At 67.5% G+C, this 25,106-nt stretch carries 24 protein-coding genes and 3 tRNA genes; 3 read left to right on the plus strand and 24 right to left on the minus strand.

All coding sequences use genetic code 11. The annotated features are described in order from the left end of the window. Positions 1–22: 22 nt before the first annotated feature. The 5 genes from ACI2KI_RS05555 to ACI2KI_RS05575 all read right to left on the minus strand — a co-directional run bounded on the left by ACI2KI_RS05555 (position 23) and on the right by ACI2KI_RS05575 (position 6,628). Complete coding sequence (locus tag ACI2KI_RS05555) at positions 23–1,369, minus strand: MATE family efflux transporter (protein ID WP_404618393.1); 1,347 nt, start codon at positions 1,367–1,369, stop codon at positions 23–25. A 65-nt stretch (positions 1,370–1,434) separates the two neighbouring features. Then, positions 1,435–1,833: a DUF1489 family protein gene (locus ACI2KI_RS05560; RefSeq protein WP_404618395.1), complete on the minus strand. Its 399-nt coding sequence runs from the start codon at positions 1,831–1,833 to the stop codon at positions 1,435–1,437. 172 nt (positions 1,834–2,005) lie between these two features. Continuing rightward, positions 2,006–3,997, minus strand: a complete 1,992-nt coding sequence (locus tag ACI2KI_RS05565) for a biotin carboxylase N-terminal domain-containing protein (protein WP_404618397.1) — start codon at positions 3,995–3,997, stop codon at positions 2,006–2,008. A 9-nt stretch (positions 3,998–4,006) separates the two neighbouring features. Next, positions 4,007–4,909 (minus strand): enoyl-CoA hydratase-related protein, encoded by a 903-nt coding sequence (locus tag ACI2KI_RS05570; protein WP_313472843.1) that lies wholly within the window; start codon positions 4,907–4,909, stop codon positions 4,007–4,009. A gap of 126 nt (positions 4,910–5,035) precedes the next feature. After that, complete coding sequence (locus ACI2KI_RS05575) at positions 5,036–6,628, minus strand: carboxyl transferase domain-containing protein (RefSeq protein ID WP_404618399.1); 1,593 nt, start codon at positions 6,626–6,628, stop codon at positions 5,036–5,038. An 81-nt stretch (positions 6,629–6,709) separates the two neighbouring features. On the opposite strand from ACI2KI_RS05575, the gene ACI2KI_RS05580 reads away from it, so the two are divergent. Beyond that, positions 6,710–8,509, plus strand: coding sequence for a patatin-like phospholipase family protein (locus tag ACI2KI_RS05580; protein WP_404618401.1), 1,800 nt, complete (start codon positions 6,710–6,712; stop codon positions 8,507–8,509). On the opposite strand, the gene ACI2KI_RS05585 is transcribed toward ACI2KI_RS05580, so the two are convergent. From ACI2KI_RS05585 to ACI2KI_RS05655, 15 genes are all read right to left on the minus strand, one after another. After that, on the minus strand, positions 8,442–9,227 hold the full coding sequence (locus tag ACI2KI_RS05585) for a methyltransferase domain-containing protein (protein WP_404618403.1): 786 nt from the start codon (positions 9,225–9,227) through the stop codon (positions 8,442–8,444). The two genes, ACI2KI_RS05580 and ACI2KI_RS05585, sit on opposite strands and share 68 nt — an antisense overlap. Positions 9,228–9,269: 42 nt before the next feature. Next, positions 9,270–9,346, minus strand: a tRNA-His gene (locus ACI2KI_RS05590). A gap of 93 nt (positions 9,347–9,439) precedes the next feature. Then, complete coding sequence (locus ACI2KI_RS05595) at positions 9,440–10,192, minus strand: M48 family metallopeptidase (protein ID WP_404618405.1); 753 nt, start codon at positions 10,190–10,192, stop codon at positions 9,440–9,442. Between the two features lie 142 nt (positions 10,193–10,334). Further along, entirely contained in the window at positions 10,335–11,042 is a 708-nt protein-coding gene (locus tag ACI2KI_RS05600; protein ID WP_312063972.1) for an energy transducer TonB, read from the minus strand. Positions 11,043–11,060: 18 nt separating this feature from the next. Further along, the gene (locus ACI2KI_RS05605; RefSeq protein ID WP_292082158.1) at positions 11,061–11,492 is read right to left on the minus strand and encodes a biopolymer transporter ExbD; all 432 of its coding nucleotides are present in this window, start codon (positions 11,490–11,492) and stop codon (positions 11,061–11,063) included. 5 nt (positions 11,493–11,497) lie between these two features. After that, entirely contained in the window at positions 11,498–12,412 is a 915-nt protein-coding gene (locus ACI2KI_RS05610) for a MotA/TolQ/ExbB proton channel family protein (protein ID WP_292082157.1), read from the minus strand. A gap of 439 nt (positions 12,413–12,851) precedes the next feature. Further along, a tRNA-Phe gene (locus ACI2KI_RS05615) sits at positions 12,852–12,927 on the minus strand. Positions 12,928–12,999: 72 nt separating this feature from the next. After that, a complete protein-coding gene (locus tag ACI2KI_RS05620) occupies positions 13,000–13,158 on the minus strand; it encodes a DNA gyrase inhibitor YacG (RefSeq protein ID WP_292082156.1) in 159 nt (52 codons plus the stop codon). After that, positions 13,155–14,192, minus strand: coding sequence for a ribonuclease E/G (locus ACI2KI_RS05625; protein ID WP_404618407.1), 1,038 nt, complete (start codon positions 14,190–14,192; stop codon positions 13,155–13,157). The genes ACI2KI_RS05620 and ACI2KI_RS05625 overlap by 4 nt, the downstream gene beginning before the upstream one ends. Before the next feature lies 1 nt (position 14,193). Then, the gene (locus tag ACI2KI_RS05630; RefSeq protein ID WP_404618409.1) at positions 14,194–14,793 is read right to left on the minus strand and encodes a Maf family protein; all 600 of its coding nucleotides are present in this window, start codon (positions 14,791–14,793) and stop codon (positions 14,194–14,196) included. Between the two features lie 8 nt (positions 14,794–14,801). Then, positions 14,802–15,020, minus strand: coding sequence for a translation initiation factor IF-1 (gene infA / locus ACI2KI_RS05635; protein WP_003164348.1), 219 nt, complete (start codon positions 15,018–15,020; stop codon positions 14,802–14,804). Positions 15,021–15,121: 101 nt separating this feature from the next. After that, entirely contained in the window at positions 15,122–15,589 is a 468-nt protein-coding gene (locus tag ACI2KI_RS05640) for a UPF0262 family protein (RefSeq protein ID WP_312063964.1), read from the minus strand. Next, complete coding sequence (locus ACI2KI_RS05645; protein WP_404618411.1) at positions 15,586–16,083, minus strand: DUF2948 family protein; 498 nt, start codon at positions 16,081–16,083, stop codon at positions 15,586–15,588. The genes ACI2KI_RS05640 and ACI2KI_RS05645 overlap by 4 nt, the downstream gene beginning before the upstream one ends. Continuing rightward, a complete protein-coding gene (gene murA / locus ACI2KI_RS05650) occupies positions 16,073–17,362 on the minus strand; it encodes a UDP-N-acetylglucosamine 1-carboxyvinyltransferase (protein WP_404618413.1) in 1,290 nt (429 codons plus the stop codon). Before murA ends, ACI2KI_RS05645 begins: the two co-directional genes overlap by 11 nt. A 102-nt stretch (positions 17,363–17,464) precedes the next feature. After that, on the minus strand, positions 17,465–17,671 hold the full coding sequence (locus ACI2KI_RS05655) for a hypothetical protein (protein ID WP_312063961.1): 207 nt from the start codon (positions 17,669–17,671) through the stop codon (positions 17,465–17,467). Positions 17,672–17,736: 65 nt separating this feature from the next. Here ACI2KI_RS05655 and ACI2KI_RS05660 point away from each other — a divergent pair. Continuing rightward, positions 17,737–17,811, plus strand: a tRNA-Thr gene (locus ACI2KI_RS05660). Between the two features lie 174 nt (positions 17,812–17,985). Further along, a complete protein-coding gene (locus ACI2KI_RS05665) occupies positions 17,986–21,282 on the plus strand; it encodes an amidohydrolase family protein (protein ID WP_404618416.1) in 3,297 nt (1,098 codons plus the stop codon). Between the two features lie 212 nt (positions 21,283–21,494). On the opposite strand, the gene ACI2KI_RS05670 is transcribed toward ACI2KI_RS05665, so the two are convergent. The 4 genes from ACI2KI_RS05670 to ACI2KI_RS05685 all read right to left on the minus strand — a co-directional run bounded on the left by ACI2KI_RS05670 (position 21,495) and on the right by ACI2KI_RS05685 (position 25,033). Next, on the minus strand, positions 21,495–22,151 hold the full coding sequence (locus ACI2KI_RS05670; RefSeq protein WP_404618418.1) for a DedA family protein: 657 nt from the start codon (positions 22,149–22,151) through the stop codon (positions 21,495–21,497). Positions 22,152–22,281: 130 nt separating this feature from the next. Beyond that, complete coding sequence (locus tag ACI2KI_RS05675; protein ID WP_404618420.1) at positions 22,282–22,875, minus strand: hypothetical protein; 594 nt, start codon at positions 22,873–22,875, stop codon at positions 22,282–22,284. A 49-nt stretch (positions 22,876–22,924) separates the two neighbouring features. Next, positions 22,925–23,416: a peptide-methionine (R)-S-oxide reductase MsrB gene (gene msrB, locus ACI2KI_RS05680; RefSeq protein WP_313102669.1), complete on the minus strand. Its 492-nt coding sequence runs from the start codon at positions 23,414–23,416 to the stop codon at positions 22,925–22,927. 138 nt (positions 23,417–23,554) lie between these two features. Then, positions 23,555–25,033, minus strand: coding sequence for a hypothetical protein (locus ACI2KI_RS05685; RefSeq protein WP_313102668.1), 1,479 nt, complete (start codon positions 25,031–25,033; stop codon positions 23,555–23,557). Positions 25,034–25,106 lie beyond the last annotated feature (73 nt).

Consider the following 25,106-nt stretch of genomic DNA (forward strand, 5'->3'; position numbering starts at 1 on the left):
CGCGTCACCCCGCCGTCACGCCTCAGGCCGGAAGCCGCCTGGCGATACGAACGAAGCGCCCGGTCAGCAGCGCGCCCGAGATCAGGCTGGCCACGATGACCGACCAGACCAGACCGTCGACGCCGATCCGGTGCGCCAGCCACCAGCCCAGCGGGATCATGATGACGCCATAGGACAGCAGGTGCATCAGCGTCGGCCAGACGACGTCGCCCGCCGCACGGTTGGCCTGGGCCGCGACCACCTGCTGTGCGTCCGCGACGAAGAAGAGGGTCGCCAGCACCAGGGCCGGGGCCGCGATGGCCAGGATGGCCGGATCGGTCGTATAGGCGCTGACCACCAGAGGCGCGGTCAGCCACAGGCCGACGGCGATGATGAAGGCCAGCACCGTCACCACGCCGATGCCCGCCAGACCGCCGCGCATGACCCCGGCCTTGTCGCCCGCGCCGTAGCTGCGGCCCACCAGAACCGCCGTCGCTGACGACAGGCCCATGGGCACCATGAAGACGATGGCGGAGACGTTGATGACGACCGCCCAGCTGGCGGTCTCGGCCGCGCCCAGTTGACCGGCGAACAGGGTCATGGCGGCGAAGGCCCCGACCTCGATGAAGTTGGACGACCCGGCGCCCATGCCGACCTTGATCTGCTCGCGCTCAACCGCCTTGTCGCGCCTGGGCTTGTTGAACAGGCCCCAGGCACGGGCTTCGGGCAGGCGCAGGATGAAGATGACCAGGAAGACGGCCAGAGCCATGCGGGCGCCGAAGGTGGCCCAGGCCGAGGCCTGTGCGCCGTGCAGGCCGAGCCCCAGAATGTCAGGCACCAGCAACAGGTTCAGGGCCAGGTTGACCGCATTGGCCACCCACATGGCGACCATGCCGGCCTTGGGTCGATGCAGGCCCTCGAGGAAGAACTGGGCCGCGACCGAAATCAGATAGGCGGGCATCGACAGGGCGAAGATCATCAGAACGGGCGAAGCGCCCTCGCCCAGCCCGTCTTCCAGACCCATGTGGCGCAGGCCGAACGGCCCCAGCAGCATCAGGGCGATCATGGAGACGAAACCGATCTGCATGGCGTAGACCATGCCGCGACGCAGCACGGCGCCGACCTCGTCCTTGCGGCCCTCGCCCAGCAGACGGGCGGTCATGACCTGCACCCCCATCATCAGCCCGACCGCCGTGGTCAGCACGACCGAGGACGGCGCCCAGGCCAGGGAGTGATAGGCCAGTTCGCGGCTGGCGTAGTGGCCGACGACGATGGCGTCGGTCAGGCCCATGGTCATGATGCCCAGACGCGCCAGCACGACCGGCCAGGCCAGCTTCAGCAGCTCGGAAAGGGTCTTACGGGTCTTGAAGCTGAGCAGGGCGTTGATCATCGGAGCCGGGACAGGCCACGACGGCGACCAAAGGTCAACACTTGCGGGCTAAAGCCACAAAAGGGTCACCAGGCGCCCAGTTCGCGCAGCTCGCGCGCCAGGTCGTCGGGTAGGTCCGTCGCCTCGGCCACGGACAGGTCCGGCGGCGCGTCCTTGGGATCCAAATAGCGCCAGCCCTGAAACGGTCGTCGGGCCAGGGGCGCGGTGCGGATCACCTGGCTGTCCAGCTTGATCTCACAACGGCTCTCCTTGCCTTCGCCGACAGTGGTGATGTCGAGGATGCGCTGACGACAGGTCACCGAGCCCTTCATGACCCAGTAGAGCGAGCCGCCGTCCTCGATCTCGGCGGCGCGCTTGGGCGTCATGCGGGTGTGGACGATGCGCCAGTCCGAACGCGCGGCGTTCGCTTCCAGCGTCTCGACCTCGGACACGCCGACGCAGAGTTTGATCATGTGAAGGGGCATGGGCGTGCAGATAGTCTCTTGGCCGGATCGGCGAAACCGCCTCTTCCGTCGTCCCGGGGCCGCGCAGCGGAACCCGGGACCCAGACGGCGGCTCTGATCCAGCCCTGTCCGTGTTTGAAGCCAAGGCCTGGGTCCCGGATCGGCCTGACGGCCGTCCGGGATGACGGCAGGGTTAGTCGGCCGCCTTCACCACGGCCAGAACCGCGCCGTCCACGACCTGATCGCCGACGGCGACGTTGAACTCGGCCACCACGCCGTCGAAGGGCGCGGTCAGGGCGTGCTCCATCTTCATGGCTTCCAGCACCACGATGGGCTGACCTTTGGTGACGACGTCGCCGGCCTTGGCCGGCGCGGCGACGATCTTGCCCGGCATAGGGGCGCGAAGGCCGCCATCGGAGGCGGAGCCGCCAGCGCTGGTGCTGGACTTGCGGCGACGGAACTCGATGACGTCGCCGTCGTCAAAGACCACGATCCGCTCGGCGTCCGGGGCGAAGGCGGTGACGACATCGCCGTCGACCACGACCAGATCGGTCTCGCCATAGACGCGGGAGGTTTCGCCCTCCACGCCGACGTCAAAGCTCGACTGACGTCCGTGCCAACCCGGCTCGCCAGCCAGGGTCACGGCGTGCTGCTGGTCGCCGTGGTGCAGGGCCGTGCGCGACTGAGCCGCGCCATTCATGCGGAAGCCGAACAGGCCGGCCCGCCAGGGCGCCAGCGCCTTGTCCTCGACGTCAAAGGCGGCGGCGTCTGCCTCAAGCCCGATCAGGCCAGCGGCGGCGGCGACCGCGCGCGGGCTGCCTTCTGACTTCAGCAACTCGCCCTCCTCCGCCCCGATGAACCCCGTATCCACGTCGCCCTCGACGAAGCGCAGGTGGTCCAGGCAGCGGGCCAGGAAGCCGGCGTTGGTGCGAACGGGCCAGACCTCGACCTCGCGGCAGGCGTTGGCCAGGCGGGCGGCGGCGGCTTCGCGGCTGTCGGCGTGGACTATCAGCTTGGCTATCATGGGGTCGTAGAACTGGCTGACCTCGCCGCCCTGCTCCACGCCCGTATCGACACGAATATCATCAGGCAGGACGAAGTGATCCAGCCGCCCGATGGACGGCAGGAAGCCGTGGGCCGGGTCTTCGGCATAGAGGCGGGCCTCCATGGCCCAGCCCTTCATCGGGATATCGGTCTGGGCCAAGGGGATCGGTTCGCCCGCCGCGACGCGCAGCTGCCACTCGACCAGATCGACGCCGGTGATCGATTCCGTGACCGGGTGTTCGACCTGCAGCCGGGTGTTCATCTCCATGAACCAGATGCGGTCGGCCTTCAGCCCGTCGGAAGCGTCGGCGATGAACTCGATGGTGCCCGCGCCCTGATAGTTGACGGCCTTGGCGGCGCGGACGGCTGCGGCGGTCACGGCCTCGCGCGTGGCGGCGTCCATGCCGGGCGCGGGCGCCTCTTCGATCACCTTCTGGTGGCGGCGTTGCAGCGAGCAGTCGCGCTCATGCAGGTGGACGACATTGCCGTGGCTGTCGCCGAAGACCTGCACCTCGATGTGGCGCGGGCGGGTGATATAGCTCTCGATCAGGACGCGCGGATCGCCGAAGGAGGACTGCCCCTCGCGCTGGGCCGAAGCCAGACCGTCGGCGAAGTCTTCCGCCCGGTCGACCTTCTTCATGCCCTTGCCGCCGCCGCCGGCGACCGCCTTGATCAGGACCGGGAAGCCGATGCGGTTGGCCTCGGCGGTCAGGGTCTCAAGGGACTGGTCCTCGCCCTGATAGCCGGGGGTGACGGGCACGCCCGCCTCGATCATCAGCTTCTTGGCCGCGTCCTTCAGGCCCATAGCGCGGATCGAGGACGGCTGCGGGCCGATCCAGACGATGCCCGCCGCCATCACCGCCTCGGCGAAGTCGGCGTTCTCGGACAGGAAGCCGTAGCCGGGGTGGATGGCCTCCGCCCCCGTCGCCTTGGCCGCCGCCAGCACCTTGGCCGCATCCAGATAGGATTCGCGCGCCGCCGCCGGGCCGATCAGCACCGCCTCATCGGCCTCGCGAACGTGCAGCGCCTGAGCGTCGGCCTCGGAATAGACGGCGATGGTGCGCAGGCCCATGCGGCGAGCGGTGCGGAAGACGCGGCAGGCGATCTCGCCGCGATTGGCGACCAGGACGGACTTGAACATCAGGCTACCTTATTGCGCCCAGCTCGGCGCGCGCTTGTCGAGGAAGGCGCGGACGCCTTCCTGGCCTTCTTCCGAGACACGGGCGCGGGCGATGCGTTTGGCGGTCTCTTCCAGCAGGCGATGGTCGATGGCCTCGCCCGCCACGTCGTTCACCAGACGCTTGGCCTCGCCCATGGCGCCGGGGGCGCAGGTCGTCAGGCTGTCGGTCAGCATGGAGATGAACTCATCCACCGAGCCTTCGGGCAGGACCAGGTCGATCAGGCCCGCGTGGGCGGCGTAGTCGGCGTCGAAGATGTTGGCCGTCAGGAACAGCTGGCGAGCGCGGCGCGCGCCGACGGCCTCGATGACATAGGGGGCGATGGTCGCCGGGATCAGGCCCAGCTTGACCTCGGAGAAGGCGAAGCGCGCGCCCTCGACCGCCACGGCCATGTCGCAGGCGGCGACGATGCCCGCCCCGCCGCCCATGGCCGCGCCCTCGACCAGGGCCACCGTCAGGGCCGGCACGTCGTGCAGGGCTTTGAGCATCTTGGCCAGACCCATGGCGTCGTCGCGGTTGTCGGCCTCGGACCAGCCCGCGGCGTCGGCCATCCAGTTCAGGTCGGCGCCCGCGCTGAAGGTGCCGCCTGCGCCGCGGATGAAGACCACGCGCACCCGGTCGGCACCCTGCAGCGTCTCGAAGGCTTCGAACAGGGCCGCGATGGTGGCGGCGTCGAAGGCGTTCTTCTTCTCCGGCCGATTGATGGTCACGAAGACCACGCCCGACGGCAGGGCGTCGATCTTGACCAGCTCATTGTCCGCGTCCGGCGCCGGATCGGCGACGAAGGGATGGGCGATGGCGTTCATCTCGACCGCCTCGGCGTCGGTGACGTCCAGGGCGTTCAGGTCTTCTTCGGTCGGCTTCTGGTCGGTCATTCTGATCTTCTTTCTTTGTCATCCCGGACACGGCGAAGGCGTGATCCGGGACCGCACAAAACTCTAACGCCTGACGTCTCTGGCGGTCCCGGATAATCGCTGCGCGATTTCCGGGATGACGGCCAGTTACATTCGGAAGACGCCGAAGGTGGTCTCGGGGATGGGGGCGTTTAGGCTGGCGCTGATGGCCAGACCCAGGACGTCGCGGGTCTGGGCCGGGTCGATGACGCCGTCGTCCCACAGGCGGGCCGTGGCGTAATAGGGGTTGCCCTCGTCCTCGTACTTCTGACGGATCGGGGCCTTGAAGGTCTCGGCCTCTTCCGGCGTCCAGGTATCGGCGTCGCGGTGGACGGTGGCCAGAACCGACGCGGCCTGCTCGCCGCCCATCACCGAGATCCGGCTGTTGGGCCAAGTGAAGAGGAAGCGGGGGCTGTAGGCCCGGCCGCACATGCCGTAGTTGCCGGCGCCGAAGCTGCCGCCGATCAGGACGGTGAACTTGGGCACCTCGGCGCTGGCGACCGCCGTGACCAGCTTGGCGCCGTGCTTGGCGATGCCTTCGGCCTCATACTTGCCGCCGACCATGAAGCCCGAGATGTTCTGCAGGAAGAGCAGCGGGATCTTGCGCTTGCAGGCCAGTTCGATGAAGTGCGCGCCCTTCTGGGCGCTCTCGGAGAACAGGACGCCGTTGTTGGCCAAAATGGCCACCGGCTGCCCCCAGATACGGGCGAAGCCGCACACCAGCGACGTGCCGTACAGGGCCTTGAACTCGTCCAGCTCCGAGCCGTCGACGATGCGGGCGATGACCTCGCGCACGTCATAGGGGGCGCGGACGTCGTCGGGGATGATGCCGTACAGTTCCGCCGGGTCGTAGGCCGGGGCGCGCGGCTCGCGCACGTCCAGCGGCTGGGGCTTGATGGTGCTCAGGTTGGCGACGATGGAGCGCACGATCTCCAGGGCGTGTTCGTCGTTCTCGGCCACATGATCGACCACGCCGGACTTGCGCCCGTGGGTCTCGGCCCCGCCCAGTTCCTCGGCCGAGATGACCTCGCCGGTCGCGGCCTTCACCAGCGGCGGACCGGCCAGGAAGATGGTGCCCTGATTGCGCACGATCACCGTCTCGTCGGACATGGCGGGCACATAGGCGCCGCCCGCGGTGCAGGAGCCCATAACGCAGGCGATCTGCGGGATCGACTTCGCGCTCATCCGCGCCTGGTTGAAGAAGATGCGGCCGAAGTGGTCGCGGTCCGGGAAGACCTCGGCCTGATGCGGCAGGTTGGCCCCGCCCGAATCGACCAGATAGACGCAGGGCAGGTTGTTCTGTTCGGCGATTTCCTGCGCCCGCAGGTGCTTCTTGACCGTCAGGGGGTAGTAGGCGCCGCCCTTCACCGTCGGGTCGTTGGCGACGATCATGACCTCGCGGCCCGAGACGCGGCCGACGCCGCAGATCATGCCCGCGCCCGGCGCCTCGTCGCGATACATGCCGTTGGCGGCCAGTTGGCCCACCTCGAGGAAGGGCGAGCCGGGGTCCAGCAGGCGCTCGACCCGGTCGCGCGGCAACAGCTTGCCTCGCGCCACATGGCGGTCGCGGCTGGCGTCGGAGCCCCCGCGCGCGGCCTTGGCCACCTTCTCGTAAAGCTCTTCTCGCAGGGCGCGATTGTGCGCATCCAGCGACTTGAAAGCAGGACTGTTGCGATCGACAGCAGAAATCAGCTTGGGCATGCCCCAAGGTTTAGGAGGCTTCCGCCTCGGGTGGAAGTCGTTCTGTTTCCCGTCCGACGAAATCCGGCCTAAACCCCAAGCATGGCTGTTGAACGTCCCGACACGCTGCCCGACTCGCTGGAAGCCGCCCTGGCGCGCGTCTTCGAGGGCACGAAGAACACCCGCGCCAGCTGGTTCGCCCTGACGCGAGGCGAACGGCTGTTCTCCGCGGGTGATCCAGCCGACACCCTGTACCTGCTGCGCGCCGGGCGACTGGGCGTATTCAAGGACGACAACGGGCGCGGCCCCCAGTTCATCGGCGTCATCAAGCCTGGCGATCCGGTCGGCGAAATGGCCATGCTGGCGGGCACGACCCACATGGCCAATGTCGTGGCCCTGCGCGACAGCGACGTGGTCGCCCTGCCCCGCGACGCCTTCTTCGAGGCCGCCCGCAACGAGCCGGCCCTGATGGCCGAACTGGGCCAGATCATGCTGATGCGGGCCCGCGACCGGAACTCGACCGGCTCTGACCCGACCGTCTTCGGCTTCGTCTCGGCCCGCACCCAGCCGATCAGAAGCTTCGTCGAGCGCGTCGCCCGCGCCGTCGAGGCCCAGGGCTTCAGCTGCCGCGTCGTCGACCACACCGCCCTGTCGTCCGCTGCCGAATGGTTCTCCAGCGTCGAGGACGCCCACGACTACGTCCTCTATGTCGCCGAATCGGACGAACCCGGCTGGGCTTCGCTGTGCGCCCGACAGGTGGATCGCGTCTTCATCGTCGGCGACGCCGATCACAAGCCGCACGCCCCCGTCCTGCCGCCAGAGATCGAGGACGAGGCCCACCCGCTGACCGACCTGATCCTGCTGCGCCCCGCCCACATGGGACGCCCGACCAGAACCCGCGCCTGGCTGGACGCCTTCAGGCCCGGCCGCTGGTTCCATGCGGTCGAGGGTCTGTTCGACGACACGGCGCGCATCGCCCGCATCGTCACAGGCTCGGCGGTCGGAGTGGTCCTGTCAGGCGGCGGGGCCCGCGCCTACGCCCACATCGGGGCGCTGCGGGCCCTGCGCGAAGCCGGAATGCCGATCGACTTCATCGGCGGCTCCAGCATGGGCGCCGTCGTCGCCGCCGGCCCCGGTCTCGGCTGGTCGGACGAGGAACTGGACGAGCGCATCCGCAAGGCCTTCGTCGAATCCGACCCCCTGTCGGACATCGCCTTCCCCATCATCGCCATGACCCACGCGCGCAAGGTCGCGGGCCTGATGCAGGAGGCCTATGGCGACGTGAACATCGAGGACATGCCCCTGCCCTTCTTCGCCGTCTCGACCAATCTGACGTCGGGTAAGGTCGAGGTGCATCGCGAGGGCATGCTGCGTCACGCCCTGCGGGCCTCGATCTCCATTCCCGGCGTCATGCCGCCCGTGGTGATGAACGGGCAGGTGCTGGTGGACGGCGCCGTGCTGCGCAACTTCCCCAGCGAAGTCATGCGTCGTCTGAACAGCGGGCCTGTCGTCGGCGTGGACGTGTCCCAGACGCGCGGCGTCGACCCCAGGGCCCTGGAAGACCCGCCGTCGTGGTGGCGCTGGATCGTATCGGGCGCCTGGAAGAAGGGGCCGCCGATCGTCTCGGTGCTGATGCGCTCCGCCACCCTGACGACCGAGGCCGAACTGATGCAGGCGCGGGCCGACACCGACCTGCTGATCCTGCCCCGGCCCGAGGGCGTCGATATCCGCGACTGGAAAGCCTACGCCCCGGCGGTGTCCTCAGGCTATGCGGCGACCAAGACCGCGCTGGCGACGCTGAAATGCCCGGTCGAGCACCTGCATCGCCACCGCATCAACGACGCTGCGCGACAAGAAACAGACGAGGAAATGGTAGAAGAGTCGCCCCGTCCGCCCGCCTAGGGAAGGCCGCCGACAGCCGCCCGCCCAAAGCGGCCAGGAAGGCGTCTTGCGCCTCGGGATCACCGTCCAGGGCGGTCAGATAGGGCCGCAGCGCCGTCCCCTTCATCCACTCCAGCACGGCGCTTTCGCCCGCCAGAACGTGCAGGTAGGTCGTCGTCCAGATGTCCACGTCGTCGCACAGGGGCGCCAGGACGTCGTAATAGGCCTCGGGCGACATGGCCTGAACCCGCGCGGTGACATCGGCGAAGCGTGAGGCCCAGGGCTCCTCCGCCACGGTTTCGCGCATCAGGCGATGATGCAGCGTGTCCCAGCTCAGCGGCATCTGAACGGCCAGCACCCCGCCCGGCCCTAGGGCCTCGGCCAGTCGCCGGAAAAGGGGCGCGTGATCGGGAAGCCATTGCAGGGAAGCGTTGGCGAAGATCAGATCCGCGGGCCGCTCGGGCGCCCAGGTTGCGATGTCGCCGACGGACCAGTCCACGTCGTCCGCCAGGGCGCGAGCCTGATCCAGCATGGCTGCGCTGGAATCCATGCCGTGCACCCCGGCCTCTGGATGTCGGCGCTTCAGCAGGGCCGCGTGCTGCCCGGTTCCACAGCCCAGATCCCAGATCTCGCGCGGGGCGAAATCCTCGGGCAGGCGGACGAGCAGATCCAGCGCCGCGCGATCGCGCTGGACTTCAAACCGGCTGTATTGTGCGGGGTCCCACTGCGGGGCGGTCATCGTGCATCTCCCTGCGTCGTCGGAACGACCCTATCAGGAAAATGGTACAGCCTCTCAGGTTTGAACTGAGGACCTCCGGCTCCACAAACCGGCGCTCTAACCAACTGAGCTAAGGCTGCACATCTCTGCGCGAGGGCGGTTCTCTAGCGGGCCTCGCCCGGCGGAGCAAGCACCCTTTTCACCCTCAACGCGGGAAATCGCTTTTATCCCCGTCAGCTCCATCCCCGGCTGGCGATGTACTGCTCCAGAGCCGCGATCCGCGTCTGATCCGAAGGGTGGGTCGAAGCGAATTGCGGGGTTGAGGATTGACGCTGCTGCGCCATCGTGCGCCACAGGGCCACGGCCTCGGACGGCTTGTAGCCGGCGGCGGCCAGGTAATCGACGCCGAGGCGGTCGGCCTCCAGCTCGTGGCTGCGCGAGAAGGGCAGCAGCACCCCCAGTTGCGCGCCCAGTCCCCCGAAGGCCTGAACCGCCTGGCTGTAGTCCCCCGCCTGGCTCTGCACGGCGCCCAGCACCAGCCCGGTGGCGGCGTTGGTGGACGAACGCTCGGCGGCGTGACGCGCCACCACATGGCCGACCTCGTGACCGATGACGGTCGCCAGCTGGTCGTCGTTCCTGGCGATGTTCAACAGGCCCGTCGTCACCCCGATATGGCCGGACGGCAGGACGAAGGCGTTCGGCGTCGCATCCTCGAACACCGCATAGTCCCAGTGACGATCACTCAGCCGCGCGGCCTGGACGATGCGGTCGCCGACGCGGCGCACACGCGCGTTCTGAGCGGCGTTGTTCGACACCTTCTGGGTGCGAAGAGTCTCTGTCCACGCCGCCTGAGACTGCTGGATCAGGGCGCTGTCATCGACGATCAGGAATTGATTGCGACCCAGGGTCTCATTGTAGGCGCAAGCACCCAGGCTCGTGAGACCAGCGCCCAGCAGCAGGGCGGCGAGAAGGGACTTGGACGACACGGGACCTCCAGAAAAGTTCGAGGTTCATAATGCACAGCTCGCCCTCAGGCTCCATGCCGCTGGCTGCTTCTCGAGCAGCGGACCAAAGAAAAACGCCCCGGAGTTTCCTCCGGGGCGTTCAGCTTGATCTCGAATGAGATCCCTAGTCCAGACGGAAGCGGGTCGTGAACTCGACGCGGGCGCCGACGGCGGCGCCGTCGACAGTCCGCGGCGCCAGACGACCCGAACGGGCCGCCCGAATAACCGCTTGACCGAAACCGGCGCCGGCGGGGTCTTCGTCCACGATGCGGCAGTCCGAAAGGCTGCCGTTGGCGGCGACCGCGCAGTTCACCTTGGCCGAGCCCGACTCGATACCGCGCGAGTTGGCGCGTTCCGGGAACTCGGGCGAGACCTGGCGGGACCAGCTCGGGTTGGTGATGACCGAAGGTTTCGGCGGCGCGGGAGGAGCCGGCGGAGGCGGAGGTCCGGGGACGATCACGGGCGGGCCCGTGTATTCCTGACGGTCTTCCTTCTTCGTCGGTTCGATGGCCACAGTCACCGGAGGCGGAGGCGCCTGGGTGTTGATCTGCGGTTCACGCACCTGAAGCTTCGGCGGCGGAGGGGTGTCCGGCGGAGGCGGCGGCGGCGGCGGCGGCGGCGGCGGAGGGGGAACCTCCATCAGCTCGACGTCGACGGCCTCGTCCTCGTAGGTCATCTCCTTCAGCTTGAACTTGTTGTTGTACAAGTACAGGCCCGCCAGAGCGTGGACGATCACCGAGACGGTGATGCCCACGACGGCGCCGGTCGAAAGCTTCTTCTTCTTCTTCGGCGGATCCAGGATCGGATCACGGTGGTGAGGTTCAGCTGTCATGCTATGCGCCCCGCCCCCTTACGAGTTGTCTTCGCCAACCAGGGCGACGCTGTAGAAACCATTGTCCTGGAGAGCGTTCATGACCTGCATGAAGTCGCCGTACCGAGTCTGCTGGTCTGCACGAATGAAAATACGTTCTTCCGAAGGGTTCCTGCGCCCGATCTGCACCCGCAGATCGTCGCCGAGCGAACCAGGCGAGGACCGCAGGTCGCCAATCCAGACATCGCCATCGTTCTGGATGGAGATGAAGACGGGCGTCGGCGGGTTCTTGCCGGGAGGCGCAACGGCGCGAGGCAGTTTCACCGGCACCGACACGGTGGCGAGCGGAGCCGCCACCATGAAGATGATGAGGAGGACGAGCATGATGTCAACGAAAGGCGTGACATTGATCTCGGCATTAGCCTCGACGGTGTACTTGCCGCCGCCGGAACCGGAAAGTTTGGCGGCCATCCGTCTTACGCTCCCTTGTCGAGCTGACGCGAGATGGCGTTGATCAGTTCAGCGTTGAAGCCGTCCGAACGCGTGCCGTAGTTCGAGATGCGCGTGTTGAAGTAGTTGTAGAAGATAACGGCCGGGATAGCGGCGAACAGGCCGATACCGGTGGCGAGCAGGGCTTCAGCGATACCCGGAGCAACGACGGCCAGGTTGGTCGTGTTGGACTCGGCGATGCCGATGAAGGAGTTCATGATGCCGTAAACGGTGCCGAACAGACCGACGAACGGACCGGTCGAACCCGTCGAAGCCAGGAACTGCTGGCCGCCCGACAGGCGCTTCGGCAGACCCGATTGAACGGCGGCGACGGCGGTTTGGGCGCGCAGCAGAGCCGAGTCGCGATGATCGCCGGTGACGCTCAGGCCAGCCTGACGCGACAGTTCGATTTCCTCGGTGGCGGCGGCGGCCATGTCGGCCAGCGGGTTGCCGTCGAAGTCTTCCGAGGTGGCGACGCGACGCATGTCAGCGATCGTGCGAGCGCCGCGGAAGGCTTCCAGGAAGCGGTCGGTGGTTTTGTTCAGGGCGCCGAACTCGAGCAGCTTGATGAGCAGCATGGTCCACGACAGGACCGAGGCCAGCAGCAGGCCGATCATGACGATCTTAACGACCGCGGTGGCTTCCATGAACATGGAGACCGGGGTGATGCCGCCGCTGTGGCCGCCCGAAACCGACTCGCTGACCGAGGTCGGGTCAGCGGCGGGGGCAGCAGCGTCAGCGGCCGGAGCAGCAGCGTCGGCAGCCGGAGCGGCGGTCGAAGCGGCGGCTGCCGGGGCAGCGGCCGGGGCTGCGGCGTCTTGCGCCAGAACCGGCGAGCTCGCCATCAGGACGGCGGCGCCGGCCATTGCGAGGAGGATATTCGTCTTCTTGCTATCGAGCATTTTTCGCCAGTTCCTGCTTTGGTCTGACACGTGGAACCCAAGACACGGACCGCGTCAGTCGGCCGTCCCTATAATGAAATTGCGCCACCGCCGGATCGAGCCGGACCAGTGGAGCCGCCCTCCTGCAACCCCCGTTCGAAAACGAGCGCCGCCGCCAAGGTCCGGGCACAATATCCCGGTCACCTCGACCTGCAAGCAGGAATGCGGTTAAGTCCCTTTGGCGAACGCCCCACGTAGCGTCAAGTGCGCAAAGTTTCTTTTCCCCTTCGCACCTGCAGCAATCGGGATGGCGAGCAAGATATTTGCGGTTTTCGTAATGGTAGCGACACGAAAACGTCGCATCGAGCCACCTTACCGAAATGCAATTCCCAAGGCGAAATTTAGGCCATTTTACGGCACAGCTTCGCCACAGGGGAAAGCGCATCACTTGAAGGGGGAGTGGTGCCTGGAGGCGGGTTCGAACCACCGACACGCGGATTTTCAATCCGCTGCTCTACCAGCTGAGCTATCCAGGCGCACGACGTCGTCGCGAGAGGCGGGTCTATAGGCGAGGCTGACGGGGCTGTCCAGACGCCAATTCACTCAATTCAGCGATCTTTTTCATCATCGACCACTTCATCGGTCGGAATGGCGTAGCCGCCTGTGAACCAGCGCTGCAGATCGACGTCGGCGCAGCGCTTGGAGCAGAACGGCTTGTAGGCCGGATCCGGCTTCTGACGGCGGCAAATAGGGCAAAGCGACATCACCGGGCCTCTTCAATTCTAACGACGCCGACGGCGATCAGGGAATCCGCCCTCACGCCTGCCCTCGGCCCCAGGGCCTCGACCAGCGGCGCGGCCAGGACGGCGACCTCAGGCGCGCAACGCGCGACGAGGCGCGGCGTCGCGGGGTCAGACAGCAAGGCCAGCCGAAGCCGTCGCGTCATATCTATGGCGCAGGTCGCGAGGGTCGGTCGCCCGCGCCCGTCCAGCAGTCGCTCGTCCAGCGGCGTCCGTCGCCACGGCAGGGACAACTGCATCAGGCCGAACCGGCTCAGAGGACCGAAAGCCGCCTGGGGCTCTCCGGCGAAGGCGGCGCGCGCCATCTTCATTATAGTGTCGCCGTGCAGGCCGACGCCGGCGAGATCGACCACAACCAGACCGCCCCACCCCTTCAGGGCCAGAAGGCGGGCCGCATGTGACAAACCGGCGCGGTTGGCCGCCTCCCGGTTCTTGCGTGAATCACGTCCTGGCGCGGGCGCGTGATCAATATCAACTGCGATCAGGGCGCGGGTGCGCTGAATCATCAGGTCCAGCCCGCTGCTCGATTCGACCAAGGCGGTGGAAAGGGCGTCTTCTTCGGCCTCCAGGGCGGCGCGGATCGCGGCGACGCCGGTCTCGCGCTCGATCCCTGGCGCCAGCGCCGCCAGAATCGCCGTGACATCCGGCCCGGGCGCCAGCAGGCGCGGCTCGCCCGACGCCTCGCCGAGACGACGCAGCACCGGGCCCTTGCGCTCACGCGGTTCGGCAGTGACCTCGACCTCAACCTTGGCCCCCTCCCCCGTCTTGTCGTCCTTGCCCAGCGGCAGAAAGCCAAACGGCTCGCCCGCGCCGAGATCGACGAAGGCGCCGCGCAGGCCCGGTTCGACCCGCGCGATACGGCCGACGCAACGCGCGCCCAGCCGATCGGTCGGCCGGTCGCTGTCGCGCTGGATGATCAGATGGGTAAAGCGCCCGTGGCGGGCGACGACGCCGCGGGTTTCGCCCGGCGTCTCATCGAGGAAGACCTCGATATCGGCCATGTCAGGCGGTCCTGGGCCGCCAGCCGGCGCCCCGAAGCAGATTGGCCGCTTCATAAAGCGGCAGGCCCATAACCGCTGGATGGCTGCCGACGATGCGGCGCACGAAGGCGGCGGCCGCCCCCTGGATGCCGTACCCGCCCGCCTTTCCGCGCCACTCGCCCGAGGCGACATAGGTCGCGATCTCTTCGGGCGACAGAGTCTTGAAGGAAACGCGGGTGTCCACGACGCGGCAGGTCGCCCGACCATCAGCGATCACGACGACGCCGGTGAAGACGCGGTGATTGCGGCCCGACAGCAGTTCGAGGAAGCGGTGGGCTTCGGCCTCGTCCGCCGGCTTTTCCAACAGCCGACGCCCCAGGGCGACCACCGTGTCGGCGGCCAGGACGATGGCGTCGGGCGAACGCGCGGCCACCACCTCGGCCTTGCCGCGCGCCAGGCGCTCGGCCAGACGCGACGGCGTCTCGCCTTTCAGCGGGGTCTCGTCGATGTCGGCGGGATCAACATGATCGGGAACCACCCCGATCTGCGCCAGCAGTTCAATGCGGCGCGGGCTCGACGAGGCCAGAACCAGCCTCGGAGCCGAAAGGTCAGGACGCGACACGCGCGTCCTTACTTGAAGCGATAGGTGATGCGGCCCTTGGTCAGGTCGTAGGGCGTCATTTCAACCAGCACCTTGTCGCCCGCCAGAACGCGGATGCGGTTCTTGCGCATCTTGCCGGCGGTGTGGGCGATGATCTCGTGGTCGTTTTCCAGCGTCACGCGGAACGTGGCGTTCGGCAGCAGTTCGCTGACAACGCCGGGGAACTCGAGAAGCTCTTCCTTGGCCATGCGGTCTCTCTCGCCCGAAAAACGGCTTAAGGCTCGCGTCGGGCGTGAACGCGAGCCGTGAAGGAGGCGCCTAATGCACCAAAACGCCGAAATAGTCGAGTTCAGCCGCGTCGATAGACGGCGCAAACCAGCGTGAACAGCCGACGGGCGGTTTCCTTGTCGATCTCGACCTTGCCCTCGAGACGTCCCCGGAGCAGTTCGGCACCCTCGTTGTGCAGGCCGCGACGCCCCATGTCGACGGACTCGATCTGGCTGGGCGAAGAGCCGCGCAAAGCCTCGTAATAGCTTTCGCAGATCAGGGCGTAGTCGCGGATCACCGTCTTCATCGGCGACAGCGACAGCACGTGGGTGCGCGAAAAATCCGGCCCGGAGATGTCGAAGGCCAGACGGTTGTCCTGCGACGACAGGCGCAGCGCATAGGGACCGCCCTCGGCCCCCTCGGGCGTAAAGCTGTTCTGTTCGATCAGGTCGAAGATGGCCACCCGACGCTGATGTTCGATCTCGGCGGTGGCCGCCGGAAGGGTCGCGGCGTCGACTTCGATCGACGACAACTTGTGCGGACCGCTCATGCCTTGGCCTCGTCAGAAGGTGTCTCGTCCAGATGGGTCGGGGCGACCCGGGCAGGCCAGCGGTCGGACAGGTCGGTCAGCACGGCGTCCAGGCATTCCACATCGATGCGCAGATCCCCGCCGCCGGCGAACATCAGGATGACCCGGCCGCCGGGCGCCTCGGTCGGCTCGAAGTCCAGCGCCAGCAGCTCCAGCGCCGATTCGGGCAGGCGCGGCAGCCGCCGGCTCTTGACCGCCTCGACGTCGCCGAACTGCATCGCCGCCATGACGCGCGTGCCGCCGCATTCCCAGCAGAAGCGCGACAGGACGATGGTCAGGCGCCGCGCGTCCTTTTCCCAGCGGATGTCGACAGGCCGCATGATGGCGTCCTGCAGCGCGGCCGAGATGATCTGCAGATCGACGGCGTCCTCGGCCAGCAGGCGCAAGGGCGCCATAGGGGCCAGGGCTTCGGCCGCCGCGTCGTTGTCGGAGATCGTCTCGACCTCAGTGCTCATCCGCTCCGCCTTTCACGCGCCGCACATCGGCGCCGCAGGCTCCCAGCTTTTCTTCCATCCGCTCGAAGCCGCGATCCAGATGATACACGCGACCAACCGTGGTTTCGCCCTCGGCGACCAGGCCGGCCATGACCAGACTGATCGATGCGCGCAGATCGGTGGCCATGACCGGCGCGCCGGTCAGCTTCTCGACGCCGCGCACATGGGCTTCGCCCGCGTGGACCGAGATGTCGGCGCCCAGACGCGCCAGCTCGGGCGCGTGCATGAAGCGGTTCTCGAAGATGTTCTCGTGGATGACGCTCGTGCCTTCGGCCGTCGTCATCAGGGCCATGAACTGGGCCTGAAGGTCGGTGGCGAAGCCCGGATAGATCTCGGTCGTGACGTTGACGGCCTTCAGCCGCTGCGCCGGGTCGCGACGCACGATGACGCCGTCGGCGGTGGCTTCGACCTCGACGCCCGCCTCGATCATCTTGTCGGTCAGGGCGGTGATCAGGTCGGCGCGGCCCTTGGTCAGGCGCACCTCGCCTCCGGCCATGGCGGCGGCCAGGGCGTAGCTGCCCATCTCGATCCGGTCGGGAATCACCGACCAGGTCGTGCCGTTCAGCGACGAGACGCCGGTGATGGTCAGGACGTCGGTGTCCAGGCCTTCGATCTTGGCGCCCATGGCGATCAGGCAGCGGGCCAGGTCGCCGATCTCCGGCTCGCGCGCGGCGCGCTTCAGCACCGTGACGCCGTTGGCCAGCACCGCCGCCAACAGGGCGTGCTCGGTCGCGCCGACAGAGACAAAGGGGAACTCGATCTCGGCTCCCTGCAGCCCCTTGGGCGCATGGGCGGAGACATAGCCCTCTTCCAGCTCGATCTCCGCGCCCATGGCCGTCAGGGCCATCAGGTGCAGGTCGACCGGGCGCGCGCCGATGGTGCAGCCGCCCGGCAGCGAGACCTTGGCCTCGCCCGAACGGGCCAGCAGCGGCCCCAGGACGTTGAACGAGGCCCGCATCTGGCGAACCAGATCATAGGGGGCGAAGGTCGAGGTCAGTTGCGGCGCGTGGAACAGGGTCTCCTGCCCGTCCGCGCCGTTGCGCTCCGTCACCTCGACGCCGAACTGCTGCAGCAGTTGGCCGAGGAAGCGGGTGTCCGCCAGACGCGGCATATTGGTCAGCAGCAGGGGCTGATCCGTCAGGATCGAGGCCGCCATCAGCTTGATGGCCGAATTCTTGGCGCCGCTGACCTCGATCTGGCCGTTCAGGCGGTTGCCGCCGTGGATGACGATGCTGTCCATGGAATCTTTCGCGGCCGGAAACCCTGCGCCCCGGCGAACCGCTTATCTAGCAAGCCCTTACGCCCTCGCGAAAGAGCCGCGTGCGCGCAAGGACGATGACTTTCAGTTGCGCTCCGTGGCGGGGCGCGGCGCGGCGGTCGGCGCCTTGCGGCGCTTCAGGTTGGTGCGCAGCGCGGCGGCCAGGCGCACGGCGCGTTCGGCCTTGGCCTTCTGCTCGCGCGTTTGCTCCACGTCTTGTGCGGCGGGACCAGGGTCTTTGGGCGGGGTATCCATGGTGTGCAGCAGACCGCGTGCAAAGTTTTTGATCAAGCGTGCATTTTCCGCTTGTGCCGCCCCGAAGTCGTTGGCTATACGGCCGCTCTCCTCGTTGAGGGGCCGCCGTAGCTCAGTGGTAGAGCGCATCCTTGGTAAGGCTGAGGTCGTGGGTTCGATTCCCCCCGGCGGCACCATCCGGGCCCTTGCAGATCAATGATTTGCAAGGGCCCGGGCCAATCTCTCCGACAATCAGATGCGATGTCCTGACGCGGTCGAATTGCGCCCGTTCGGCGCCTGACGTCTGGTCAAGACAGCCCCCTGCCCGCTAGACCTTCCGACCTCAGTTTCGAGGGGTTTGGGGGCTTTCCATGAAGCGCAGCTTGTTGACCACCGTCGCGGCCCTGGCCGTGGCCTTCCCGGCGTTCGCGCAAACCGCGCCTGCGACCGACTCAACGGCGGCCGCCGCAACCCCGCCGGCCAAGCCGAAGTGGGACGTCCAGAACCCGCCCGGCGCGTCGCACGATGCCGCCATCGACGTCACCGAGGGCACCTGGATGTCGCTGGACGTCAGCCCGGACGGCCGCGAGATCGTCTTCGATCTGCTGGGCGACATCTATGTCATGCCGATCACCGGCGGCGAGGCTCGCGCCATCGCCTCGGGCGTGGCCTGGGACATGCAGCCCAAATATTCGCCGGACGGCCGCTCCATCGCCTTCACCTCGGACCGGGGCGGCGGCGACAACCTGTGGGTCATGGATCGCGACGGGTCGAACGCCAAGCAGGTGTCGAACGAGAGCTTCCGCCTGTTGACCCAGCCCGACTGGTCGCCGGACGGTCAGTTCATCGTCGGCCGCAAGCACTTCACCTCGTCGCGCTCGCTGGGCGCGGGCGAGATGTGGATGTACCACCGCGCGGGCGGCGGCGGCGTGCAGCTGACCGAGCGGCGCACCCAGCAGAAGGACACGGGCGAGCCCGCATTCTCGCCCGACGGCCGCTACCTCTACTTCAGCGACGACGCCACGCCGGGCGGCGTGTTCGACTACTCCAAGGACCCGAACACCCAGATCTATGTGATCCGGCGTCTGGATCGCGAGACGGGCGAGATCACGCCCTTCGTCACCGGGCCGGGCGGCTCGATTCGCCCCACCCCCTCGCCCGACGGCAAGTCCTTGGCCTTCATCCGCCGTGATCGGTACAAGTCCGTCCTCTACGTCATGGACCTCGAATCGGGCCGCGAGACCCCGATCTACGACGCCCTGGACCGCGACCTGCAGGAAACCTGGGCCATTCACGGCGTCTATCCGACGATGAGCTGGACGCCCGACAACCGCGGCATCGTCTTCTGGGCCGGCGGCAAGATCCACCGCATCGACGTGGCCTCCAAGACCGTCAGCGAAATCCCCTTCCACGTCGCCGACACCCGCCGCGTGCAGGAGGCCGTGCGCTTCCCCGTCGAGGTCGCGCCTGACCAGTTCGACGTGAAGATGGTCCGCTGGGCCCAGACCTCGCCCGACGGCTCCAGGGTCGTGTTCGAGGCCCTGGGCAACCTGTGGATCCGCGACCTGCGCAACGGCGTGGCCGGCGCCCCGCGTCGCCTGACGCGCCAGAGCGACCACTTCGAGCTCTACCCGTCCTGGTCGCGCGACGGCCGCTCCATCGTCTACACGACCTGGAACGATCAGGACCTCGGCACCCTGCGGGTGATTCCCGCCGCCGGCGGCGAGGGCCGCGTCATCAGCGCCCAGCCCGGTCATTATCTTGAGCCGCAGTTCTCGCCGGACGGTCAGACGGTCGTCTATCGCACCTCCAGCGACGGCTTCCTGCGCACGGCCCTGTGGAGCCGCAATCCCGGCGTCTATCGCACCTCGGTGCGCGGCGGCGAGCCGACCCTGATCACCGAGAACGGCTCCAACCCGCAGTTCGGCGCCCGCAACGACCGGATCTTCCTGACGGCGCGCGACGGCGACAAGCGCGTGCTGAAATCGGTCAATCTGTCGGGCGAGGACGAGCGCAAGCATCTGAGCAGCGAATGGGCGGCAGAGTTCTCGGTCTCGCCGGATGAGCACTGGGTGGCCTGGACCGAGCGCTTCAACGCCTATGTGACGCCCTTCGTCGCCACGGGCCGCGCCGTCACGGTCGGCGCCGACACCAAGGCCCTGCCCCAGACCCGCGTCACCCGCGACGCGGGCGAATGGCTGCACTGGTCGGGCGATTCCAGCCGTCTGCAGTGGTCGATGGGGCCGGAGCTGTTCTCGCGTCCGTTGAGCGAAAGCTTCGCCTTCGCCGAGGGCGCGCCCGCCGACCTGCCCAAGCCCGCCGAGCACGGCGTCAAGATCGGCTTCAGCTCCGACTACGCCAAGCCGACCGGCCGCGTGGTCCTGAGCGGCGCCCGCCTGATCACCATGAAGGGCGACGAGGTCATCGAGGACGGCGTGGTCGTCATCAACGGCAACCGCATCGAGGCCATCGGCCCGCGCGGCTCGGTCACGGTGCCCGCCGACGCCCGCGTCATGGACATGGCCGGCAAGACCATCATCCCCGGCCTGGTGGACGCCCACTGGCACGGCTCGATGGGCTCGGACGAGATCATCCCGCAGCAGTCCTGGGTCAACTACGCCGCCCTAGCCTTCGGCGTGACCACCATCCACGACCCGTCCAATGATTCGAGCGAGATCTTCGCCCACAGCGAGCTGGCCAAGGCCGGACGCGTGGTCGGCCCGCGCATCTTCTCGACCGGCACCATCCTGTACGGGGCGGCGACGCCCTTTACGGCCCAGGTCAATGATCTGGACGACGCCCTGTCCAACCTGCGTCGGATGCAGGCCGTCGGGGCCTGGAGCGTCAAGAGCTACAACCAGCCCCGCCGCGACCAGCGTCAGCAGATCATCGAGGCCGCGCGTGAACTGGGCATGATGGTCGTGCCGGAAGGCGGGTCCCTCTATCAGCACAACATGAGCATGGTGGTGGACGGCCACACCACGATCGAGCACTCGATCCCGCTGGCCCGTCTGTACGCCGACGTGCACCAGCTGTGGCGTCAGACCAAGGTGGCCTACACCCCCACCCTGATCGTCGCCTATGGTGGCAACTGGGGCGAGAACTACTGGTATCAGGCCACGGACGTCTGGAACGACCCGATCCTGACCCAGTATGTCCCGCGCCGCATCCTGGACAGCCGCGCCCGTCGCCCGGTCCATGTGCAGCCGGACGAGCTGAACCACATCTCCATCGCTCGCGAGGCCAAGCGCCTGTCGGACGAAGGCGTGTCTGTGCAGATCGGCGCCCACGGCCAGCGCGAAGGCCTCGGCGCCCACTGGGAGCTGTGGATGTTCGAGCAGGGCGGCATGACCCCGCACGAAGCCCTGCGCGTCGGCACCCTGAACGGCGCTGCGGCCTTGGGCATGGACAAGGACATCGGCTCGCTGGAGACCGGCAAGCTGGCTGACCTGGTCGTGCTGGACGCCAACCCGCTGGAGAACCTGCGGAACACGGTCAAGATCGGTTACACGATGATCAACGGCCGTATCTTCGACAATCAGATGAACGAGGTCGGGCAGCCTCCGCGTCAGCCCTTCTGGCACCAGACCGCCGACGGTCAGGCCTGGAGCGCCGGCGCCGCTTCCGCCGAGGCCGACGCGCACGGTCACAGCCACGGCCACGACTGACGTTCGTCAGTCCAGGACATGAAGAGGGCCCGACCATCCGGTCGGGCCCTTTTTCATGGCTGGCGCAGTATGCACCCTCACGCCGTCATCCTCGGGCTTGACCCGAGGATCGGATCGTCCGCCCGCGCGACGTCGGCAAAAATGAGTGCGCTCCAACGCTCGATCCTCGGGTCAAGCCCGAGGATGACGGTCGTGGGGGCTGGAAGGTTCGCCTACTTGACCGTTGCGGCCAGAAGGGCCGAGCGCCTGGCCGCCCTGCCCTTCATCCAGCGCATGGCGACAACCGCAACCACGACCACGGCGCCAAAGGCGATGATCATCAGGGTCGGGCCATGGGCCTCGCTCATGAACTCCAGCTGGGCCAGACCCTTGGCGGCCAGATAGCCCGGCGCAAGCATCGCCAGGACCCAGACGAAGGCCGAGGTGACATTGGCCAACTGAAAGACGCGTTGGCGCATCCGCAGCACGCCCACCATGACCGGCACGAAGGCGCGCAGGGGGCCGAAGAAGCGGCCGATGAAGATGGAGGCCACGCCGTAGCGACGGCAATACAGCCGCGTCCAGGCGATCTTGCGTCGGTGCGGCAGCAGCATGGGCTGGCGCAGTACGCCCGTGCCCAGCCGACGGCCGATCCAGTAGGAAATAGCGTCGCCCATGACCGCGCCGATGACGCATCCGGCGATGACGCTGACAGGGTCCAGCACGCCCGCCGCCACCAGGCCACCTGCGGCGACCAGAAGCCCTGTGGCCGGCACGAAGGCGCCGATGACCACCAGAGATTCGAAGAAGGTGACCAGCCCCAGAACGACCCCGGCCCAGACATGGTGTCTGGCGATGAAATCGGCGGCCGAACTAAGCAAACTATCCATACTGGTCCTCTATCGCCTCCCGCATATGGGAGGTCGTCCCCCGAAGGGAATGCGGCGATGGGACGCCCCGACGGAAACAGGCCGCGCCGTGGCGCGAACGCCTCAGTCCCGACCGAGGGTCTAGAGGTCCTTAGCGGCCGATTTCGAGCGAAACCCCGGCGGATTTGGTCGTACCCTGAGCCATGGGGCGAACGCGCAGCGGCGCATAGGGCCGACCACGGAAATAGGTCCCCTCAAAGCCCGGCGGCTCCATCACGCCGAACGGACGGCCATAGCCGCCATAGGGATAGTCCCAGGAGGAACCGTAGCCATAGCCCCAGGGACTGTTCTTGGTCTGGCTGACCATGAGGTTCAGCGTGCCGGTCTCGCCCAAAGGCAGGGACACCGCCGCCGAATAGTCCTGATAGCCACCCGTGCCCATGCCGACGCTGAACTCGCCGTGCATCTTGCGCGGCTCGCTTTCGGCCCAGGGATCAGCCGGCGCCTTGCTGGCGGTCTCCGCCGTGCGCTCGCCGATCCAGCGGGCGATCTGTTCATCGGTGGACAGGCCATGGGGCGCAGCGCTCTGCACCGTCGTGCTGGGCGAGGCGTCGGTGGTGGACGCAGCAAGGGCGGCGGCTGATGCCGTCAGCACTGATTGATCGCCGCGCGGCGCGGTCGTGACCACGCCCTCGGGATCCATGTTCGCCAGCAACATCGCGGCGGCGGCCAGTTCGATCATCATGCGCCCATACTCCCGTTCGCTATCACCCTAACTGCAAATGCGGCCAAGGTCAGGCGGTCCCGTCGCCGCGCCCCAGGGGATCGGGCAGAGCCTCGCCTTCCGGCACGAAGCTGAGGGCGACCGAGTTGATGCAGTAGCGCAGGCCGGACGGCGGCGGGCCGTCAGGGAAGACATGGCCCTGATGGCTGTCGCAGCGGGCGCAGCGGGTCTCGACGCGAACCATCCCGTAGCTGTCGTCGCGGACGGCGCGCACATGGGTCTCATCCACCGGGACGCTGAAACTGGGCCAGCCCGTGCCGCTCTCGAACTTGGTGGCCGAGCGGAACAGCGGCAGGCCGCATTCCCGGCAGCAGAAGACCCCTGCCCGCTTCTCGCCCAGCAAGGTGCCGCAGAAGGGCGCCTCGGTGCCGTGGGCCAGAAGGACACGCTTTTCCTCCGGCGACAGATCGGCCTCCAGGGCCACGCGCTGGCTCTCGCTCGGCGGCGTCAGGTCGAAGCCCGAGGGCGAACGCAGCGACGTGGGAGATTCTGTCTGGGTCATCCGCCCAAAATAGGAAGGGCCGGACGATGTTTCCACCGTCCGGCCCCATTTGTCTTGATCGCTTAAACGGGCCTCAAGTAGCCCGAAGGGCGATAGGCCCGCTCAGATGGCCTCAAGTAGCGCGAAGCGCGATAGGCCCTAGAAAAGCGTACCGACCCAGGTGCGGACGGCGACTTCGTCGGTCGGGTTGCCCGTGTATGCCAGGCCCTGAGCCGGAACATAGCCCTGGTTGTTGCCGCGCTTGCGCGTCGTCCAGGCCTTGTGGCCATAGCTGAGGTCAGAATAGTTGGACGGCAGACGCTGCACGGTCGGCTCGATGAAGATCGAATCCACGGCGGTCGCCGAACCGGCCAGTTGCACGTTCGGCAGGCGGGTCAGCAGGTCCAGGGTGTCCAGGCAGCCGTTGGTGCAGCCGCCGTCGACCAGAACCACGACCTTGCCCTGCACCGGGTTGGCCGCGCCGGTGTCGGCGACCGACGGACGGCCCGGCATGACGAAGGTCGGTTGACCGGCGGCGATGGCCGCATCGAAGGCGGCGACGATGGCCTGGGTCTGTTCAATCACAGCGCCCGATTCCTGCACGAAGCGGGGGTCGGCCTGCATCCGGCCAAGGGTCTCGGCGAACCACTGACGGTTGGCCGGAGTGGCGCGATAGGTGATCTGACCGGCTTCCGGCTGGCGGCTGACGGTGAATTCCGGCGTCCAGATACGGTTGGCCAGGCCATAGCCGCGCGAGGTGGCGTTAACCGAGTCGCCGTCGGCGCCGCGCAGGTCGATGACCAGGCCCTGAGCGCCGCGCAGAGCGCCGACCTGGGCTTCGACCTGGGCGAAGAAGGCGTCCCAGCCGGCGTTGTCTTCCAGCGAGTGGACATGAACCCACGGACGACCGTCGATCTGTTCGATCGACAGCTTGGTCGCGCCGGGCGTGAAGACCGAGGCGCGGTAGGCGGCCTCCAGGTTGGCGGCGGTCGCCGGTTGCGGGCTCAGCGTATAGTCGCGGGTGCGACGGCCGACCTGGAACTCGCAGGTCGAGGGCACGCCGCCTGCCATGGGGTTGTTGCGGTTCCACAGCAGATAGGGGGCGGTGCGAACACGCGCGGCTTCAGTGGTCAGGTCGCCTTCGAAGCCGTCAAGCTTGGTCTTGGCGAAATCGGCGATCGGCTGGAGGTTGCAGGCCTTGACCACGGCCCCGACCGGCGGCGCCCCGCGCACGCCCGGCTGCACGTAGGAAACGACATATTCGCCGTTGCGCCAGGCCGTGGCCACGCCGGGCCAACCGGTGGCGAAGAAGGCGCTGGCCCCTTCAAAGGTCGGGCTGGTGGCGATGTTCGCGTCACGGAAGCCGTTGGCGTAGTAGCGCAGCAGGTAGGCGTGGCTTTCGCCGCTGTTGACCTGACCGGCCTTGCCCATCGCGTCCTGCAGGCCGGAGTCGATCCAGCCGCGGAAGGTTTCGCTGGCGGCGCCCGGCACCACGGCGGCCGGATGGTTGGCCTTCAGCGCGTCGTGCATGGCCTGAAGGTCCTGACGCGCGAGGTCGCTGAAGTTCTGGGCGGAAGCGCCGCCGGCCGCGAAGGCCAGTGCGAGAACAGCCGCCGAGGCGGTGAGCAGACGTTGCATGGAGGATACTCCCAGAGGGCCGTCGAAACGCGGGTTCGCCGTGTTTAAACCCAAGAAAGGTCCACGTTAAAGC

The sequence above is a fragment of the Brevundimonas sp. NPDC046655 genome (assembly GCF_044901625.1).
Classification (GTDB): domain Bacteria; phylum Pseudomonadota; class Alphaproteobacteria; order Caulobacterales; family Caulobacteraceae; genus Brevundimonas.

Coding starts and splice junctions, on each gene's coding strand:
- ACI2KI_RS05610 (WP_292082157.1), bottom strand. CDS start 12,412: ATGCTCGATAGCAAGAAGACGAATATCCTCCTCGCAATGGCCGGCGCC.
- infA (WP_003164348.1), bottom strand. CDS start 15,020: ATGGCCAAGGAAGAGCTTCTCGAGTTCCCCGGCGTTGTCAGCGAACTG.
- ACI2KI_RS05670 (WP_404618418.1), bottom strand. CDS start 22,151: ATGGATAGTTTGCTTAGTTCGGCCGCCGATTTCATCGCCAGACACCAT.
- ACI2KI_RS05675 (WP_404618420.1), bottom strand. CDS start 22,875: ATGATGATCGAACTGGCCGCCGCCGCGATGTTGCTGGCGAACATGGAT.
- ACI2KI_RS05585 (WP_404618403.1), bottom strand. CDS start 9,227: ATGACCGCCCCGCAGTGGGACCCCGCACAATACAGCCGGTTTGAAGTC.
- msrB (WP_313102669.1), bottom strand. CDS start 23,416: ATGACCCAGACAGAATCTCCCACGTCGCTGCGTTCGCCCTCGGGCTTC.
- ACI2KI_RS05580 (WP_404618401.1), top strand. CDS start 6,710: ATGGCTGTTGAACGTCCCGACACGCTGCCCGACTCGCTGGAAGCCGCC.
- ACI2KI_RS05565 (WP_404618397.1), bottom strand. CDS start 3,997: ATGTTCAAGTCCGTCCTGGTCGCCAATCGCGGCGAGATCGCCTGCCGC.
- ACI2KI_RS05575 (WP_404618399.1), bottom strand. CDS start 6,628: ATGCCCAAGCTGATTTCTGCTGTCGATCGCAACAGTCCTGCTTTCAAG.
- ACI2KI_RS05600 (WP_312063972.1), bottom strand. CDS start 11,042: ATGACAGCTGAACCTCACCACCGTGATCCGATCCTGGATCCGCCGAAG.
- ACI2KI_RS05645 (WP_404618411.1), bottom strand. CDS start 16,083: ATGAGCACTGAGGTCGAGACGATCTCCGACAACGACGCGGCGGCCGAA.
- ACI2KI_RS05625 (WP_404618407.1), bottom strand. CDS start 14,192: ATGGCCGATATCGAGGTCTTCCTCGATGAGACGCCGGGCGAAACCCGC.
- ACI2KI_RS05555 (WP_404618393.1), bottom strand. CDS start 1,369: ATGATCAACGCCCTGCTCAGCTTCAAGACCCGTAAGACCCTTTCCGAG.
- murA (WP_404618413.1), bottom strand. CDS start 17,362: ATGGACAGCATCGTCATCCACGGCGGCAACCGCCTGAACGGCCAGATC.
- ACI2KI_RS05685 (WP_313102668.1), bottom strand. CDS start 25,033: ATGCAACGTCTGCTCACCGCCTCGGCGGCTGTTCTCGCACTGGCCTTC.
- ACI2KI_RS05570 (WP_313472843.1), bottom strand. CDS start 4,909: ATGACCGACCAGAAGCCGACCGAAGAAGACCTGAACGCCCTGGACGTC.
- ACI2KI_RS05605 (WP_292082158.1), bottom strand. CDS start 11,492: ATGGCCGCCAAACTTTCCGGTTCCGGCGGCGGCAAGTACACCGTCGAG.
- ACI2KI_RS05640 (WP_312063964.1), bottom strand. CDS start 15,589: ATGAGCGGTCCGCACAAGTTGTCGTCGATCGAAGTCGACGCCGCGACC.
- ACI2KI_RS05560 (WP_404618395.1), bottom strand. CDS start 1,833: ATGCCCCTTCACATGATCAAACTCTGCGTCGGCGTGTCCGAGGTCGAG.
- ACI2KI_RS05665 (WP_404618416.1), top strand. CDS start 17,986: ATGAAGCGCAGCTTGTTGACCACCGTCGCGGCCCTGGCCGTGGCCTTC.